15 protein-coding genes and 1 tRNA gene are annotated in these 16115 nt (G+C 71.4%); 9 read left to right on the forward strand and 7 right to left on the reverse strand.

The window, feature by feature from the left end:
* The first annotated feature begins 120 nt into the window (after window positions 1-120).
* Window positions 121-618: an endonuclease domain-containing protein gene (locus tag IW249_RS11425; RefSeq protein WP_307788570.1), complete on the forward strand. Its 498-nt coding sequence runs from the start codon at window positions 121-123 to the stop codon at window positions 616-618.
* 64 nt (window positions 619-682) lie between these two features.
* On the opposite strand, the gene IW249_RS11430 is transcribed toward IW249_RS11425, so the two are convergent.
* Complete coding sequence (locus IW249_RS11430) at window positions 683-1999, reverse strand: D-arabinono-1,4-lactone oxidase (RefSeq protein WP_196920700.1); 1317 nt, start codon at window positions 1997-1999, stop codon at window positions 683-685.
* Window positions 2000-2225: 226 nt separating this feature from the next.
* On the opposite strand from IW249_RS11430, the gene IW249_RS11435 reads away from it, so the two are divergent.
* Window positions 2226-2831 (forward strand): TetR/AcrR family transcriptional regulator, encoded by a 606-nt coding sequence (locus tag IW249_RS11435; RefSeq protein WP_196920701.1) that lies wholly within the window; start codon window positions 2226-2228, stop codon window positions 2829-2831.
* Window positions 2832-2881: 50 nt separating this feature from the next.
* Here the strand turns inward: IW249_RS11435 and IW249_RS11440 are convergent, their stop codons facing one another.
* Window positions 2882-4090, reverse strand: a complete 1209-nt coding sequence (locus tag IW249_RS11440) for an amino acid deaminase/aldolase (protein ID WP_196920702.1) — start codon at window positions 4088-4090, stop codon at window positions 2882-2884.
* A 308-nt stretch (window positions 4091-4398) separates the two neighbouring features.
* Between IW249_RS11440 and tmk the strand changes: the two genes are divergently transcribed.
* The 6 genes from tmk (at window position 4399) to IW249_RS11470 (ending at window position 10384) form a co-directional block, all read left to right on the forward strand.
* A complete protein-coding gene (tmk, locus tag IW249_RS11445) occupies window positions 4399-6498 on the forward strand; it encodes a dTMP kinase (RefSeq protein ID WP_196924744.1) in 2100 nt (699 codons plus the stop codon).
* Window positions 6498-7760: a DNA polymerase III subunit delta' gene (locus tag IW249_RS11450; protein ID WP_196920703.1), complete on the forward strand. Its 1263-nt coding sequence runs from the start codon at window positions 6498-6500 to the stop codon at window positions 7758-7760. Before tmk ends, IW249_RS11450 begins: the two co-directional genes overlap by 1 nt.
* Before the next feature lie 122 nt (window positions 7761-7882).
* On the forward strand, window positions 7883-8212 hold the full coding sequence (locus tag IW249_RS11455) for a YbaB/EbfC family nucleoid-associated protein (RefSeq protein ID WP_007454690.1): 330 nt from the start codon (window positions 7883-7885) through the stop codon (window positions 8210-8212).
* A gap of 1 nt (window position 8213) precedes the next feature.
* Complete coding sequence (locus tag IW249_RS11460; protein ID WP_196920704.1) at window positions 8214-8519, forward strand: hypothetical protein; 306 nt, start codon at window positions 8214-8216, stop codon at window positions 8517-8519.
* Complete coding sequence (locus IW249_RS11465) at window positions 8519-9199, forward strand: hypothetical protein (protein WP_196920705.1); 681 nt, start codon at window positions 8519-8521, stop codon at window positions 9197-9199. Before IW249_RS11460 ends, IW249_RS11465 begins: the two co-directional genes overlap by 1 nt.
* A 345-nt stretch (window positions 9200-9544) precedes the next feature.
* The gene (locus IW249_RS11470) at window positions 9545-10384 is read left to right on the forward strand and encodes a PSP1 domain-containing protein (RefSeq protein WP_196920706.1); all 840 of its coding nucleotides are present in this window, start codon (window positions 9545-9547) and stop codon (window positions 10382-10384) included.
* Between the two features lie 136 nt (window positions 10385-10520).
* On the opposite strand, the gene IW249_RS11475 is transcribed toward IW249_RS11470, so the two are convergent.
* Entirely contained in the window at window positions 10521-12275 is a 1755-nt protein-coding gene (locus tag IW249_RS11475; RefSeq protein WP_196920707.1) for a metallophosphoesterase family protein, read from the reverse strand.
* Between the two features lie 144 nt (window positions 12276-12419).
* On the opposite strand from IW249_RS11475, the gene IW249_RS11480 reads away from it, so the two are divergent.
* Window positions 12420-12493 (forward strand) — tRNA-Thr (locus tag IW249_RS11480).
* Window positions 12494-13288: 795 nt separating this feature from the next.
* Here the strand turns inward: IW249_RS11480 and IW249_RS11485 are convergent.
* From IW249_RS11485 to IW249_RS11500, 4 genes are all read right to left on the reverse strand, one after another.
* Window positions 13289-13543: a hypothetical protein gene (locus IW249_RS11485; protein ID WP_196920708.1), complete on the reverse strand. Its 255-nt coding sequence runs from the start codon at window positions 13541-13543 to the stop codon at window positions 13289-13291.
* Between the two features lie 651 nt (window positions 13544-14194).
* Window positions 14195-14413 (reverse strand): hypothetical protein, encoded by a 219-nt coding sequence (locus tag IW249_RS11490; RefSeq protein WP_196920709.1) that lies wholly within the window; start codon window positions 14411-14413, stop codon window positions 14195-14197.
* A 79-nt stretch (window positions 14414-14492) separates the two neighbouring features.
* On the reverse strand, window positions 14493-15368 hold the full coding sequence (locus IW249_RS11495; protein WP_196920710.1) for a patatin-like phospholipase family protein: 876 nt from the start codon (window positions 15366-15368) through the stop codon (window positions 14493-14495).
* Window positions 15369-15458: 90 nt separating this feature from the next.
* The gene (locus tag IW249_RS11500) at window positions 15459-16103 is read right to left on the reverse strand and encodes a class I SAM-dependent DNA methyltransferase (protein ID WP_196920711.1); all 645 of its coding nucleotides are present in this window, start codon (window positions 16101-16103) and stop codon (window positions 15459-15461) included.
* Between the last annotated feature and the right edge of the window lie 12 nt (window positions 16104-16115).

Below are 16115 nucleotides of genomic sequence, written 5' to 3' on the forward strand. Positions count from 1 at the left end.
TTATCCACAGGGGCTGCCGGCGGGGTTGGTGATGGCGAGACTTGACGGTCATGAGTCTCCGGAGGGCAGGACGTGCTGGCGGTCGGGCAACCCAAGCGGACCATGCCGGCTCGTTCAATCGTGGACGCCGCGCAGTGGGCAGGCGACGACCAGCAGGCGCGGACGATCATCGCCGCCGCATTTCAACAACGGATCGTGGCCGGCGACGACCTGAGCCGGATCGTCGAACGGCTGCCCCGGGTCCGCCGTCGCCAGCTGATGTTGGCCACGGCGGCGGACGCCGCAGGCGGTGCCCATTCCCTGGCGGAGCTGGACTTCCTAGGGCTGATCCGTCGCGCGGGTCTACCCGAGCCAGCGCGGCAGAAGATCCGCTACGACTCGACCGGGCGACGTCGCTACCTGGACGCCTACTTCGAGGAGTGGAGGGTGCATGTCGAGATCGACGGCGGCCAACACATTGATCCCCGGGCCTGGTGGGCCGACATGCGACGCCAGAACGATCTGTGGAGCGAAGGCGACCGCGTGCTCCGGTTTCCCGCCTGGGCGATCCGTACTCACCCGGACGAGGTTCTCCGTCAAATCCTGGAGGCGCTGCGGGCGGCTGGATGGAAAGGATGAAGATCTTGGAGGAAATGTGCCCCTGGAAGGGCAGTTTCCCTCCAAGATCCCTAGGCCAGGGCGGTCAGACCCCGAGAACGTGGTTCAGGTGGGGGTTGGTGAAGACTCGGTGGGGGTCTAGGCGGTCGCGGACGGCCTGGAAGTCGGCGAAGCGGGGGTACGCCGTGGCCAGCGAGGCGGCGTCGCGGTAGTGCAGCTTGCCCCAGTGTGGGCGACCGCCCAGCCCGGCGGCCACCTCCTCGAAGGCCCGGAAGTACGGCTCGTACGGCATGCCGACGTACTGGTGCACGGCGATGTAGGCGTTGTCCCGGCCGTAGCCGTGCGACAGCCAGATGTCGTCGGCGGCGGTGAATCGCACCTCCACCGGGAAGAGCACCTTGAACGGCAGGCCGTCCACGATCCGCTGGAGCGCGGCCAGCGCCTCCGGCAACGCCTCGCGGGGCAGGCCGTACTCCATCTCCACGAAGCGGACCCGGCGCGGGGTGCAGAAGACCCGGTCGGAGCGGCCGGTGTACTGGCGTTCGGTGAGGGCGCGGGCGGAGACCGCGCTGATGCCCGGTGCCAGCGCGGGCACGGCCCGGCCGAGTCGGCAGGCCCCGGCGAAGACCCGGTTGGACAGGAAGTCGTCGTCCACCCAGCCGCGCCAACGGGACAGCGGCCGGTCGTTGGCGGGTACCCGGTCGTTGGCCTTGACCTGGACCCGGGACGTGTACGGGAACCAGTAGAACTCGACGTGGTCGTGCCGGCCGATCAGCTCGGGTAGTTCGGCGAGCACGGTGGTCAGCTCGGCCGGGCGTTCGTGGGCGCGCAGGACGAAGGCGTCCACGCAGCGCAGTGTCACCTCGACCAGGACGCCGAGCGCGCCGAGCGACACCCGGGCGGCGGCGAGGACGTCGGGATGCTCGTCGGCGGAGCAACGCAGCACCTCGCCGGTGCCGGTGACCAGTGTGATCGCCTCGACGAAGGTGGAGAGGCACCCGTAGCCTGCTCCGGTGCCGTGGGTGCCGGTGGAGATCGCCCCGGCGACTGTCTGCGCGTCGATGTCGCCGAGGTTGGGCAGCGCGAGGCCGTGCCGGGCGAGCAGACCGTTGAGTGCGTGCAGGGTCATTCCCGCCGGTACGGTGACCAGTCGATGGGCGACGTCGACGCTGACCATGGTGTCCAGGTCGGACAGGTCCATCCGACGGTCGTCGGCGAGCGCGACGGCGGTGAACGAGTGGCCGCTGCCCGTCACCCGGATCCGACCACCGTCGGCGGCGGCAGATCGGACGGCTTCTGCGACGTCGGTCGGCGAGCCGGGGCGCAGGATCGTGCTGGCGCTGCCACGCTGGTTCCCGGCCCAGTTGGACCATCCAGCCCCGAGCGGTGCGGTGCGGACCATGCGCGCTCCTCATTCATGAATATGAACTGACTTCATATCAGGAACGTTCTAGCTGGTAAATACCGCAATTGCGATCCGCTCGTTGTACCGGTAGTCACGGACTCGTGACGTGGAGATATGTTCATCCGTCGAAGGGGGGTGGCGCAGAGTGTCCACACCAGCCGCCACGACCGGGCCGCTGCGCCGCGTACCGGTGCAAGGTCGAAGTGTCGCGCGGGTACAGCGCATGTTGGATGCCTGCGCCGAACTCGTCGACGAGGTGGGGTACGAGGGGCTGACCACCACCCTGCTCGCCGAGCGGGCCGAGGTGGCGATCGGGTCGGTCTACCAGTTCTTTCCGGACAAGCGGGCGATCGTGCAGGCGCTGACCCTGCGAACCATGGAGTCCTACCTCCAGCGCCTCGACGAGCGGTTCGCGTCCGACGAGATGACCCACTGGTGGGACGGCGTCGACGCGGGCATCGACGAGTACATCACGATGCACCGCACCGTCCCCGGGTTCCGGACCCTGCACTTCGGCGACGTGGTCGACCTGCACCTGCTCGACGAGCAGCGGGACAACAACGGCGTGATCGCCGACCAGTTGGCCCGGGTGCTCACCGAGCGTTTCGGGCTCACCGACGTGCCCAAGCTGCGCTTCGTGCTGGAGATCGCCGTCGAGGCGGCGGACGCGCTGATCAAGCTCGCGTTCCGCCGGAAGTCCGACGGCGACGAGCGGGTGCTGCTGGAGGCGAAGGCGTTGATCCGGGAGTACCTGCACCGCCAGGTCGACGGCCCGGACAACGGCCGGTCCACCGCCGGGAAGCAGACCGAGGCGGCCCAGCCGGCCTGAGTCGGCGCCGGGCGCCGGTCTCGGCCGGCGGTGGGGCCGGCTGTCCGGTCTCAGAGGAAGGCCTGCCCCTCACCCCGGTAGGTGGGGACGGTCGCCACGACCGCGTCCCCCTCGAGCAGGTGCAACTCGTTGACCCGTTCACACAGCTCGCCCGCCTTGGCGTGCCGGAACCACACCCGGTCGCCGACGCGCAGCCCGGCCGCCGCCGCTCCGGACAACGGAGTCTGCACCTCGCCGGCGCCCTCGGTGCCGACCAGCTTCAGCCCCGCCGGTAGCCACGGCCGGGGCAGTCGACTGTCGGCGGCCGGGCCGGAGGCGATCCAGCCACCGCCGAGCACCGTCGCCAGCTCCGGCGTCGGTCGGCGGACCACAGCGCAGGCGAAGAACGCCGCCGGAGTGGGCCGCCAGGCGCGGTAGGCGTCGAACAGCGTCGGCCCGTACAGGCCTGATCCCGCGGTGACCTCGGTGACCGCGGGATCGGCGCTGGTCGCGGCCACACTGCCGGTGCCGCCGCCGTTGACGAATTCCAGGTCGGCGTGCTCGCGTACCGCAGCGACCGCCGCGCCACGGCGGGCCAGCAACTCGCGGTACGAGCTGCGCTGGGCCAGCCTGATCGCGCCGGCCAGCAGCGTCTTGCCCGGCGGCGCGTCGCCCAGGCCGGCGATCTGCGCCTCGTACGACATCAGCCCGACCAGCCGGAAGCCGGGCCGCCCCGCGACGGCGGCGGCGAGCGCCCCGGCGGCCCGCGCGCTGTGCACCGGTGAGCGGCGGACGCCGACGTGCACCCGCCCGCGCAGCGGTCGCCAGGAGGCGTCCAGATCCAGGCAGAGCCGCAGCTCGGCACGCTGCCCCGGAGCCCCGACGGTGTCGATGAGGTCGAGTTGGCCGGTGCTGTCGATCATCAGGGTGATCGCGCCGGCGAGGGCCGGATCGGCGCCCAGCTCGGCGAGGGCGGCCCGGTCCGCGCTCGGGTACGCGACCAGCACGTCGTCGCTGACGCCGGCCCGGACCAGCCAGATCGCCTCGGGCACTGTGAAGGCCATCACGCCCTGCCAGCCGGGCCGGGCGAGGGCTCGACTGATCAACTCCCGGCTGCGGACCGACTTGCTGGCGAGGCGGACCGGCTTTCCGGTGGCGCGATCGGCCAGGGCGACCGAATTGGCGTCGAAGGCCGTGAGGTCGACCACCGCGTACGGGGGGTCGAGGTGGGCAGTCGCCCGATCCAGGCGCTCGCGAAGTTTGTCGCTTTCGATGGCCACGTGTGCACGCTAACTGTCCGACGGAAAATGCGAAATACCCTCGCGTACGTCCGGGCTGCGGTCGGTACCTTCGGCGGCCTAGGCTCAGCGAGCAGGAGAATGTCGCCCGGGGGGTGGCCCCCCACCGGGTCTAGAGTGTTGCACCGGAGGTGCCCAGCGATGGGCCGGCACGTGGAGGTACGGCCATCGAAAGCCAGAACAGCGGCGAGTCGCCCGGCGTGTCGCGCTCAGGTGACCAGTCGGGCAACGCCGCCACGCAGCCCAACGGCGGTCAGGTTGATCCGTCCGGCTATGCCGCGATCCGCTCCGTGCTGCGCATCCGGCCGTTCCGCCGGCTCTGGATCGTGCTCGGCGCGGCCTCCTTCGGTGACTGGCTCGGCCTGCTGGCCACCGCCCTCTTCGCCGCCTCGCAGGTGCAGGGCAGCACCGCCCAGGGCGCCGCGTTCGGCGGTGTCACCGCGATCCGGCTGCTGCCCGCGCTGGTGCTCGGCCCGGTGGCCGGCGTCTTCGCCGACCGGTTCGACCGGCGCTGGACGATGGTCATCTGCGACCTGCTGCGCTTCGTGCTCTTCGCCTCCATTCCGCTCTACGCCCTCAGCGGCGCCGCGGGCGGCCTGGTGGTCGGTTGGGCGCTGATCGCCACTTTCCTGATCGAGTCGCTCACCCTGCTCTGGATCCCGGCCAAGGAGGCCGCGGTCCCGAACCTGATCCCGCGGGCACGGCTGGAAGCGGCCAACCAGCTCACTCTGATCACCACGTACGGCCTCACCCCCGTCGCCGCCGCCATCGGCCTCGCCGTGCTCGACCGTGGCGTCCGCGGTGCCGTCGGCGGCGACCTGCCCTCCTGGGCCGAGCCGGCCCAGCTCGCGCTCTGGTTCAACTCCTTCTCCCGGCTCGCCACCGCACTGGTGGTGGCATTCGGGATCAAGGAGATCAGCGAGGCGCAACGCGGTGAGGCCGAGCGTGCCGAGCAGAGCATGTTCCGGCAGTTCTCCGAGGGCTGGAAGTACATCGGCCAGACCCCGCTCGTCCGTGGCCTGGTGCTGGGCATCTTCGGCGCGTTCGCCGGCGGCGGCATCGTGGTCGGCACTGCCAAGTTCTTCGCCAACTCCCTGGGTGCTGGCGACGCGGCGTTCTCCCTGCTCTTCGGTGCCATCTTCGTCGGCCTGGCGCTCGGCATCGGGCTCGGCCCGATGGTCGTCAAGGAGATGTCCCGACGTCGCTGGTTCGGCATGAGCATCGTGCTGGCCAGCGCCGCCGTGATGACCCTCGCCTTCGCCATCCACCTGTCCATGGCGATCGTCGGCGCGGTGCTGGTCGGCGCCGGTGCCGGGATGGCCTTCCTGGCCGGCACCACGCTGCTCGGCGGCGAGGTGGCCGACGAGGTGCGCGGGCGGGTCTTCGCTGTGGTGCAGATCGGCACCCGGCTGGTGCTGATCCTGGCCATCGGCCTGAGTAGCGTGCTGGTCGGTGTCGGCGGCTCTCGCAAGCTGGAGATCGCCGACCTCGGCATCTCCGTCTCCTCCACCCGACTGCTGCTGCTCGCCGCCGGTGCGGCCGGCATCTTCGCCGGGATCAGCGCGTTCGGCCAGATGGACGACAAGAAGGGCGTACCGGTCCTCGCCGACCTCTGGGGCTCCATCCGGGGTCGTCCGCTGATGCCCGCCGAGCCTTTCGTCTCCGCCGGGCTCTTCGTGGTCTTCGAGGGCGGCGAGGGCGCCGGCAAGTCCACCCAGCTCACCGCGCTCTCCGAGCGGCTGCGCGGCCACGGTCGCGACGTCGTGGTCACCCGCGAGCCGGGGGCCACCGGCGTCGGTCGGCGGATCCGGTCGCTGGTGCTGGACACCTCCGGCGACGACGCCCCGTCACCGCGCGCCGAGGCGCTGCTCTACGCCGCCGACCGGGCGCACCACGTGGCCACCGTCGTCCGCCCCGCGCTGGTCCGCGGCGGCGTGGTGATCAGTGACCGGTACGTCGACTCGTCCCTGGCGTACCAGGGCGCCGGCCGGACCCTGCCTGTCGACGAGGTCTCCTGGCTGTCCTCCTGGGCCACCGGGGGCCTCAAGCCCGACCTGGTGGTGCTGCTGGACGTCGAGCCGCGCACCGGCCTGTCCCGGGTGGCCTCGCGCAACACCGGCACCGACCGGCTGGAGGCCGAGTCGATCGCCTTCCACGAGCGCGTCCGGTACGCGTTCCTCGATCTCGCCGCCGCCGACCCGAAGCGCTACCTGGTGCTCGACGCGTCCCGGCCGGCCGACGAGATCTCCGCGCTGGTGGTCCGGCGGGTCGAGGAGATGCTCGGCAAGCCGGGCGGCATCGTGCACCCGCGGCCGGCGCAGGGCCCGGACACCTCGGTGCAGCCTGAGTTATCCGACGCGGAGCTGGTGACGATGGAGCACAAGACCTGATGCCGGACGTCTTCGCCGACCTGGTCGGTCAGGACGAGGCGGTGATCGAGCTGCGGCGCGCGGCCGCCGCGGCAGCCGCCGTGCTGCGTGCTGGCGCACCCGCGCTGGTCGCCGCCGGCCCGGCCAGCGGCGACGCGTTCACAGCCGACGACGCCGCGACCGGCGGGATGGACCCGTCCACCGGGATGACGCACGCGTGGATCTTCACCGGGCCACCCGGCTCCGGCCGCTCCGTCGCCGCACGGGCGTTCGCCGCCGCACTCCAGTGCGTGCACGGCACCGGCTGCGGCGAGTGCCCCGGCTGCCACACCACGATGGGCGGCACCCACGCCGACGTGCGGATGGTGGTGCCCGAAGGGCTCTCCATCGGCGTCAACGAGATGCGCGCGCTGGTGCTCCGCGCGGCCAGCACCCCGTCTGGCGGGCGCTGGCAGGTGGTGGTCATCGAGGACGCCGACCGGCTCACCGAGGCCGCCGGCAACGCGCTGCTCAAGGCGATCGAGGAACCCCCGCCGCGGACGGTCTTTCTGCTCTGCGCCCCGTCCACCCACCCGGACGACATCTCGGTGACCATCCGGTCGCGCTGTCGGGTCGTACCCCTGCGGCAGCCGCCGGCCACCGCGGTGGCCGAGGTGCTGGTTCGGCGGGACGGCATCGCGCCCGACGTGGCGCAGTGGGCGGCGGCGGCCGCGCAGGGTCACGTGGGTCGGGCCCGCCGGTTGGCCCGCGACCCGGAGGCCCGCAAACGGCGTGAGGCGGTGCTCGCGGTGCCCCGTCGGTTGACCGGTGTCGGTGCGGCGTTCGACGCGGCATCCGCGCTGATCGAGGCGGCCGAGGCGGAGGCCGAGGCGTCGGTCACCGAGGCCGACACGACCGAGCGGGCGGCGCTGGAGACCGCGCTCGGCGCGGGCGGCACCGGCCGGGGCGCGGCCGGTGCCATGCGAGGAGCCGCCGGCCAGCTCAAGGAGCTGGAGAAGCGGCAGAAGTCCCGGGCCACCCGGGCCCAACGGGACGCACTGGACCGGGCGCTCGTCGACCTGGCCGGCTTCTACCGGGACGCGCTCACCATGGCCCTGCGCGCACCCGTCGCCCCGGTGCACACCGACACGGCCGCGCTGGCCGGTGCCGGCGCGCAGAAGTGGGACGCCGAGGGGTCGCTGCGCCGGCTGGAGGCTGTGCTCGCCTGCCGTGCGGCGATCGAGGCGAACGTCAAGCCGCGGATCGCTGTCGAGGCGATGATGCTCGCCCTCTGGAAGGGCTGACCCGCGCCTCCCGGCCGTTGTCCACAGGCATCGACAGGCCCGATTGCGGTGCGGTACGGTCCCTGTGCCGTGGTGACGGTGGCAGCACACTGAGTGATGGATCACCCGGGAGGAGTCGGCCGATGCCGCGGGGGGAGATCGACGAAGCCTGGATCGAGGAGGCGGTGCGACGCTACCGCCGGATCGAGTCCCTCCAGGCCGAGTTCGACCAGGCGGTGTCGACCGTCGAGGTGACCGTCCGCTCGCCGGACGGCCTTGTCGAGGTGGTGGTCACCGCCGGTGGACGGATCACCGACGTCCGGTTCCTCGGGCCGCTGCACACCCGCAGCCCGCGCGACGTGGCCGGTTCTGTGCAGGCCGCGGTCACCGCGGCAGCCGACGCCGCCGAGTGGGCCCGGGAGAAGCTGCACAACGAGACGTTCGCCGCCTACCGACCGCTCGCGGGGGCCTGAGATGGACACACTGCGCGCGCTCTCCGCCCGACTGGACGAGGCGAGCGCCACGCTCACCCTCGTCTCGCACACAGTCACCGCCAGCGACCCGGCCCAGGCCGCCTTCGGCGCCGACGCACCGGGTCGCCCCGGCGAGATCGGTCGGGCCCTGCACAGGCAGTGGGCCACCGCCACCGACGACCGGGCCCGGGAGGCCCGCGCCGCCGCCGGTCGACTCGCCGCCGCCGCGGCTGCGGTGCGGGAGGCCGCCGACCGCTACGCCGAGGTCGACCGGGCGGCCCGCCGCCGGCTCGCCGGAGAACCCTGATGGACGCACTCGACCGGCTCGCCGAGCCCGGCGTCGACCTGCTCCGCCGGGTGGACACGCTGATCGCGGCCGGCGTCCCCGAGGGGCACCGGGTGTGGCCGCTGCTGCGCCGCATGCAGGTGCTGCCCGGTGACGCGGTCCGCAGCTTCCTCGACCTGCACCCGGTGCCGCTCGCCAGCGCCGGCCACGCCGTGCGCCGGCTGGTCCGGGGGTACGACGACGTCTCCGCCGTGCTCACCGACTCGGTGCTCTGGTCCGGCCCGGCCGCCACGGCGTACGGGCAACAGCGGGCGGCGCTGCTGCGCCACCTCGACGAGGGGCCGGACAGCCTGGTCGGGCGACTCGAATCCACCGCCGGTTACGCCGACGCCCTCGCCGACTGGGTGGAGGGCAGCCGCCTCGCGCTGGCCCGCACGTTGGCCGACGTGCTCCGCTCGGCCGAAGCGGTCGCCGTGGTCGCCGCCACCGCCACCGGTGCGTCGACGCGCCCCGGGCCGGTCGGGCCCGGTGTGGCCGGCGCCGCCGAGATCGGCGCACGGGTGCTCGCGGTGCTCTGCGTCGCGTACGACGGCGCGGAGACACTGCTGCGGCAGTGGGCGCCGAGCCTGGCCGAGGCCGCGTGGCGTCCGCCAACGGATGGGCGACCCCGCTACGACCAGCCCACCCGGGTCGGCTGGTAACCGAATCACCGTCCTGCCGGCCGGGCTCGCATTGCCTTGGACCTCGGCCCTCCGGCTGTGGCGGGTGTTGCCCCGGACAGGCCACGGCGTCGCTCGCGGGCGCCTGACCGGAGCCGGCACCCACGGCGACGCCGTGGTCTTCCCCCTGCACCCCCCGCAGGTCTGCCTCCACTCAACGCCGCCGAGGCCCGTCTTGTCTCCTGCCCGGCCCCGGATTCAACCGTCCGGGCGAGCAGCAACGGCACGACGGGACGCCCGGCAATAGGTCGAGTCGACGGTCATGAATGGCAGCGGGGCGCAGCCGGTCGCTGCGCTTCACGCCGTGAGCCGTCGTAGGGTGGGGGGATGGGCATGCTCTGCGCGGTCAGCTTCAACCGGTACGGGCGCCTCTACTACCTCGACCCCGGTGAGTTTCGTCCGCAGGTGGGCGACCGGGTGCTGGTGCCCACCGACGACGGGCCCGAGGTGGCGGAGTGCGTGTGGGCCGCGCAGTGGGTGACCGAGGACACCGACGGCTTCCCCCGCCTGGTCGGCCTGGCCGGCGACGACGACCTCCGCCGGGATGAGGCGTTGCGTCGGCGTAAGGCCGAGGCGAAGGTGGCCGCGAAACGGCTGATCCGCTCGCACGGCCTGCCGATGAAGGTGGTGGCGGTCGACCATGTGCTCGGCTCCGCCGAGAGCGGCGGCGAGCGCAGCACCGTGTACTTCACCGCCCCGCACCGGGTGGACTTCCGGTCCCTGGTCCGCGACCTGGGCGCGACCCTGCACTGTCGGGTGGAGCTGCGCCAGCTCTCCGCCCGCGACTCGGCGCGGGTGCAGGGCGGCATCGGCTCCTGCGGTCGGGACCTGTGCTGCGCCACGTTCCTCACCGACTTCGAGCCGGTGACCATCCGGATGGCGAAGGACCAGGATCTGCCGCTCAACCCGCTGCGCATCTCCGGCGCGTGCGGCCGGCTGATGTGCTGCCTCAAGTACGAGCACCCGCTGTACCAGCGCTTTCAGGAGACGGCCCCGGCGGTCGGCAGTCGGGTCTCCACCCCGGAGGGCGACGGCCGGGTCGTCGGCCACAGCGTCCCCCGCGACGCGGTGACGGTTCGTCTGGACGCGGACGGCTCCCGCTGCTCCTGCTCCCGAGCCTCGGTCTGCGCCCCCCGCCAAGCCCACGACCAGCACTACACCCCCTAACCCCGCCCCAGCCCCTCCCTCCCGGCTCCCGGGCGCCCGTCCCCGCGTTGATCATGAAGTTATTGCCATCCCGAGCGGCGCGTCGGGGCAATAACTTCATGATCAACGGAGGGTTGGTGGGGTGGGGGTGGGTGGGTTAGTGGAGGACTGTGGGGGGTTCGGTCAGGTGGGCGGTTAGCGGGGATTTCGGGATCAGCCAGCTCTCGGTGGGGGACTGGTCGGGGTTCACCTGCCAGTCGCGGGAGACCCGGTCCACCCCCAGCGGGTAGATGGTCAGCGTGCCGTCCGGGTCGATGCGCAACCGCAGGAACGACTTGGAGTCCTCGATCCCCTGGCCGGCGAAGAGTTCGTTGACGTTCACCCCGAACGAGCCCGCCACCAGCAGGTACGCCGCCACCAGTTGGCTGGCGACCAGACCGATCACCGGCCCGTAGAGCACCGCTGCGGCGACCGCCGGCAGCGGCCACGGCCAGTCGTAGAACGGCAGCGCCAACCAGACCCAGGTGCCGGCCGCAGCGAGGGCCACCTGCGCCACGCCGTGGCCGACGCCGAGGATCCAGTGCCGTGCGTGGCGCTTGCCGCTCGCACTCGGCGGCTTGGCGAACAGGGCCGCCGCCACCACGGTCACCAGCACCATCACCACCAGCGGAACGCTGAACAGCCGCTGGTCGGTGCTGTCGGACCAGTTCGCCGTCGCACCCGCCATGGCCAGCATCAGCAGGGTGTGCAGGGTGCCGAGCAACGTGGTGAAGCCGGGATTGCGCAACGGCAACCGCGGGAAGATGCCCCAGCCGTAGCGCCGGGACCGCGCTGCGTCCGGGTAACGGGCAACCAGGTCGTACGGCTGGGCGGAGCTGGCCTTGCGGGCCAGCGTGTCCCGCGGTGGCACCTCGATGCGCTCCGGCAGCTTGTGCGTGGGGTAGAGGTACGCGCCGCCGCCACCACACGTGATCAGCTGCCGGTCCGGCCCGGAGTAGCGGGCGTAGTGGTGCAGGTCGCCGGAGAGCAGCAGCCGCACCCGCGCCCCGGTCGGGTCGATGATCGTACGGATGAAGTAGTCGATCGAGTCGTACGCGGTGGGGTTGTCGGCGGCCTTGACCCAGGTCGGCGCCGGCGCCGCGATGATCACCTTGGACTCCGGACCGAGCCGCCGGGCCACCTCGTCGAAGTAGGCCAGCTGCGGGTCGTCCAGGTACGAGCCGGACTGGTCGTCCACCCCCAGCAACCACCAGCCGGCCGGCAACTCCACAGCGAAGTACGACCGGGACTGCCCGGTGCCCCAGCCCGCGAAGTTGCGGTCCCGGGAGCGGACGAACAACCGTAGGAACGCGGTGAGACCGTCGTACCAGTCGTGGTTGCCCGGCACCGCGAACAGCGTCGGCTTCTCGGGCGGCGGCACCGGCAGGGCGGCCTGGTAGGGGCCCTTGCACCGGTCCTCGTACGCGGCGTAGGCCGCCGACGGGTACACCTGGTCCCCACCCATCACCAGGGTCTGCGCCCGGGGCAGGCGGTGTCCGTCGACGGTCAGCTCGGGCTGCGCCAGCAGGTACGCCACGGAGTAGGTGGCGTTGAAGCCGTCGCCCAGGTCGGCCACGTAGTCGAGCCACAGCCCGCCGTCCGGCCCGACCTGGCGGAAGACGCCGTCGCCGAACGCGTTCTGCAACTCGCGCTTGTCGAGGTACGCCCCGAAGAGCACCGCCAGCAGCGTCCGGATGCCGGTGCTGATCAGCAGGAACGGCGCCAGCCACGGCACCGGCTTGCGCGGCGTGAAGCCCAACTCCAGCGGGTCGGTGCTGCGCGGCCGGTGGGCGGCGCGTTCACCGGCCGGCGCACGGTCAGGGCGTTCAGTCGTCTCGTCCTGACGTTCGGGGTGGTCGCGTTCGTCGCTCACCCGGCGCAGCGTAGTCCCGGCCCCGATCATCCGCTGTCCGGTAAGCGTCCAGATAGTGGACGATGTCCGGTTGGTGCTGGCCGGGGCGGCGGGGGTATCCCGTTCGGGCGGTGCCGCCGGGGTGCCGTACACTTGCTGATCGTTGCCGCCTTAGCTCAGTCGGCTAGAGCGACGCACTCGTAATGCGTAGGTCGACGGTTCGATTCCGTCAGGCGGCTCGGTATGGAAGCCCAGGTCATCGGCCTGGGCTTCGCCGTTTCCCGAGGTCGATCACACCGCCATCGGTGGTGCCGGTCCGCAGATAGTCCGCACCCCGCGCCGCGAACGCTTCGTCCGTTGCACCGCCTTCACATTGGCACCAGCCGCCACGGCCAGACTCGCTGCTGTGTGCCGCAGGTCGTGGGGAGTCACACCGGCCAGCCCGACCGACGACGCAGTCGGCGCGAAGACCCGGTCCGGAAGTTGGTGTTGCGCAGTGGCCCGCCGTTCGGAGCGGTGAACACCAGTGCGTCCCGACGTTTTCCGGCGACGTGCACGGCCAGCTCGTCGACGTACTACGCAAGTGGGCCGACATGCTGCCGTCACCGGTCGAACCCAAGCTCTGACAGAGCTCGCTGTGATCCGACAGCTGATGTGCGACGTAGCTCCGCCAGGTGATGTGCGACAAGCCGAGCCGTCTAGGTACCAGCTGGCCGGCGATCCACGCCCTGTCGCGCAGATGAGCGGATGCCCAGGCTCCTCGACTGGTAGACGACGTGACCCTGCCATCATCGGGGCCATGAGCGACTGGGAGCAGCTCCCGCGTGACCTCGGGGCACGTGTGTAGATGTGGAGAGTGGCGCTGATCTGAGAGTGACGGAGGATCTCCATGACCACGGGCGCAGTCGACGAACCGACCGAGGCAGCAAGAAGGCAGCGCGAGCGTCGGGGCTGGTCGACCGCGAACGTCAATTGACGACGTCGGGGCACATGGTCGTCTACTTGGACCGGCACCAGTTAACAGCAGCCGGCTGTCACCACTGCTCATCGAGGGCTTCGATCTGCTTACGGAGTTTTCGGGCATCGTTCGGTGGCAGGACCGCAACGACGACGTCCAGGACCCAGCGCAGCTCGGGCGGGTTCGGACAGCACTCCATCACCCCGCAGCCGGCGCTCTCGTCCCACAAGCGATGCCATGGGTGGCGCACAAACCATGACCAGGCGCGTAGCGCATCGGACACGGCTTGGTTCCAGAGTCGGGTGCGTTCGAGGTAGGCGATGACTTTCAAGCCGCGGGACGAGAGTCCAGGGATGACCGAGGTTGACCCGTCAAGAGGTCGCCGGTAGGTGGAGTCAGCACGCAGTTGTGCGGGGCGCCTACGCGGCATTGCCCTTTCGTGGAGTCGACATGCCGATCATCGTTGCACACCCGCTTTCGCCTTATCTGCGCGACGACTACGCGTGGCGGCCGGACACGACGACTTCCACAGCGGGCGTCGGCCTGGGTAGCCACCGGAACGGCTGTCGACAGCAGCGCCGCCGGACGGCGGCACGCTGGCAATTGCCAGTACCGACGAAGCTCCGAGCGTGCAGCCGTTGCTGAACGGGTGCACACGCGACGCACAGGGCTTGTGAGCGAGATGTCGCCGTAGCCTTACGCCAGTGGATCCAGATCGGCCAGATCCCGGCCCGCTGTCACCAGAGGAGGCGGCGGTCCTGCATGCGCTGCTGGCGCAGGATCTCCCCGGCGCGAGCGAACTCCAGATGCAGTCGCGGGACGTCCCGGCTCAGTCGGGTTGTGGCTGTGGCTGTGGCACCATCTGGCTTTGGCCGCAGGGTCGACACCTACCAGCCTCCAGCGCGACGAGTCCGGTACCAGCGGAAGGCATCGTGGTCGACGATCAGGGCAAGACGATTGGCGGGGTCGCAGCGGATCGCTCCTACCGCAGCATGTCCGCGTCGCCGGTTTCCTGATCGGCGGCCACCCGCAGTGGCCATCCAAAACTCACGACGTGGCAACGCCGTTCACCGGTCACTGTCGTCACCTGCTCGATGGTCACCCCCTGCACGCTCGGTGGTTCGCGCGGATCCTGACGCTCGGCGAGGCGGCCGGCCAGGAATCGCATCGCGATCTGGACCGCCTCGTCAGTGTCGACCACGAGCCGACACTACGTAGTGGAGGCCCAGGCCGGCCATCGTCTCCGTCGTCTTCGGACCCGCCGGCCGCAGCGCGGGGCGTCAGCCTCGGGTTTTTTGCCCCGGCGTTGGCTCCGCGAGGGCGGCGGCCACCCGGGACGCCTCACGTCGGCCCTGGTCGCGGGCTGCGGCAACGAGCGCGGGCACGACGGATCGGTCCATCACGCTTGTCCCCTGCGCTTGTTTGGAGGCGTGGTCGCGGAGCAGCAACTCCACCCGGCGGCCCGCGCCCAGCGCGGCTCGCTGCTTGTCGATGCGGGCCCACGGCCCGATCGCGGCGGTGCTCGGCGCGAGAGCGATGACCGGGCCGTTCCCGGGGGCGAGATCGAGGTTGAGGGTCGACCGCATGCCGCCGTCCATGTAGCGGTGGCCGTTGATGGCAACCGGGGCGGCGGAGATCGGCATGGCGCAGCTCGCGGCGACGGCGTCCACCAGGGGTACGCCGTCGTGCCTGGTGAATGTGCGGCTGGCGCCCGTCTCGGTGTCGACGACCACGATGCGAAGGTCGGCGTCGTCCCGCCAGACGTGGTCGGGCAGTCGAGCCTCGGCTATCCGGCGTTGCCGGGACGGGTCGTCGATGCGCGCGGCGAGGGCGAGCCGGCCGAGGCGGCGAGCGGCCTGCTCGGGGCTGCGCGCGAACAGTTGTGCGCGCGCGAGCCGAAGCAGGTCGAGCAGGCGCAGGGCGGGTGAGGTCTCGTGGGCGACGCCGCCGCGCTGGCGTTCGAAGAGTTCCGCCAGTGGGGTGCCGCTGGCGATCTGGGCACCCACGACGGCGCCGGAGCTGGTGCCGATGAGGACTGCCCCCGGGGTCACTGTGACCCCCTTGTCGGCAAGCCCGGCGAGGATGCCGACCTCCCAGGCGATGCCGGCTACTCCACCGCCACCGAGCACCCAGACGGGCCGCGCGTCGTCCGTCATCAGTCGCCTCATTCGGTCGAATACTGCTAACGCTGTACGCAGTTTAGGCTAACAGCGGTGACCGTGGATCGACAACGGGTGCGTGTTTGCTCAGGGTTCCCGTCGGCCGACGATGATTCCGCCGAGGCGGCTCTCCGCCGAGGTGACTGTGGTCTGCGAGTCGACGCTGAACCCGTGCTGGCGCAGCCAGGCTGCCACCTGGTCCGGCTGCCGACGATGGACGTGCACGTTCATCGGGTGGCCGCCGTAGCCCTCCGTCTTGACTGTCGTCTCGTCGCCCACGTGGAAGCCGAGCAGCAGGGAGCCACCGGGACGGACCACCCGCCGGAAGTGCGCGAACACGGCGTCGATGTCGTCGTCGGGGATGTGGATGAGGGAGTACCAGGCGACCAGGCCGGCCATCGAGCCGTCGGCCAGGTCGAGGTCGGTCATCGAGCCGACCTCGAACCTCAGCTCGGGGTGATCACGGCGGGCCACCTCGATCATCCCGGGTGAGAGATCGATTCCGAAGGCGTCGACGCCGAGCGTGTGCAGGTGGGCGGTGATGCGCCCCGTCCCGCAGCCCACGTCCGCGACCGGCCCGCCGCCGGCACCCCGCACGAGCTCCGCGAACGATGCCAGGGCGGCTCGTTCGTACGGTGCCTCCGCCAGGAGGTCACGCACCAGGCGCGCGTAGCTGACCGCGACAGTGTCGTAGGAGGTGCGGGTCTCGGACAGCCAATCGTCTACGGTCACGAGGCTAACCGT

This window comes from Micromonospora vinacea, from assembly GCF_015751785.1.
Classification (GTDB): domain Bacteria; phylum Actinomycetota; class Actinomycetes; order Mycobacteriales; family Micromonosporaceae; genus Micromonospora; species Micromonospora vinacea.

What these genes read in the sequence shown, in the direction of transcription:
- IW249_RS11435 (WP_196920701.1), top strand. Translation starts at nt 2,226, where the DNA reads ATGTTGGATGCCTGCGCCGAACTCGTCGACGAGGTGGGGTACGAGGGG.
- IW249_RS11470 (WP_196920706.1), top strand. Translation starts at nt 9,545, where the DNA reads ATGGGCATGCTCTGCGCGGTCAGCTTCAACCGGTACGGGCGCCTCTAC.
- IW249_RS11430 (WP_196920700.1), bottom strand. Translation starts at nt 1,999, where the DNA reads ATGGTCCGCACCGCACCGCTCGGGGCTGGATGGTCCAACTGGGCCGGG.
- IW249_RS11460 (WP_196920704.1), top strand. Translation starts at nt 8,214, where the DNA reads ATGGACACACTGCGCGCGCTCTCCGCCCGACTGGACGAGGCGAGCGCC.
- IW249_RS11495 (WP_196920710.1), bottom strand. Translation starts at nt 15,368, where the DNA reads ATGACGGACGACGCGCGGCCCGTCTGGGTGCTCGGTGGCGGTGGAGTA.
- IW249_RS11455 (WP_007454690.1), top strand. Translation starts at nt 7,883, where the DNA reads ATGCCGCGGGGGGAGATCGACGAAGCCTGGATCGAGGAGGCGGTGCGA.
- IW249_RS11465 (WP_196920705.1), top strand. Translation starts at nt 8,519, where the DNA reads ATGGACGCACTCGACCGGCTCGCCGAGCCCGGCGTCGACCTGCTCCGC.
- IW249_RS11450 (WP_196920703.1), top strand. Translation starts at nt 6,498, where the DNA reads ATGCCGGACGTCTTCGCCGACCTGGTCGGTCAGGACGAGGCGGTGATC.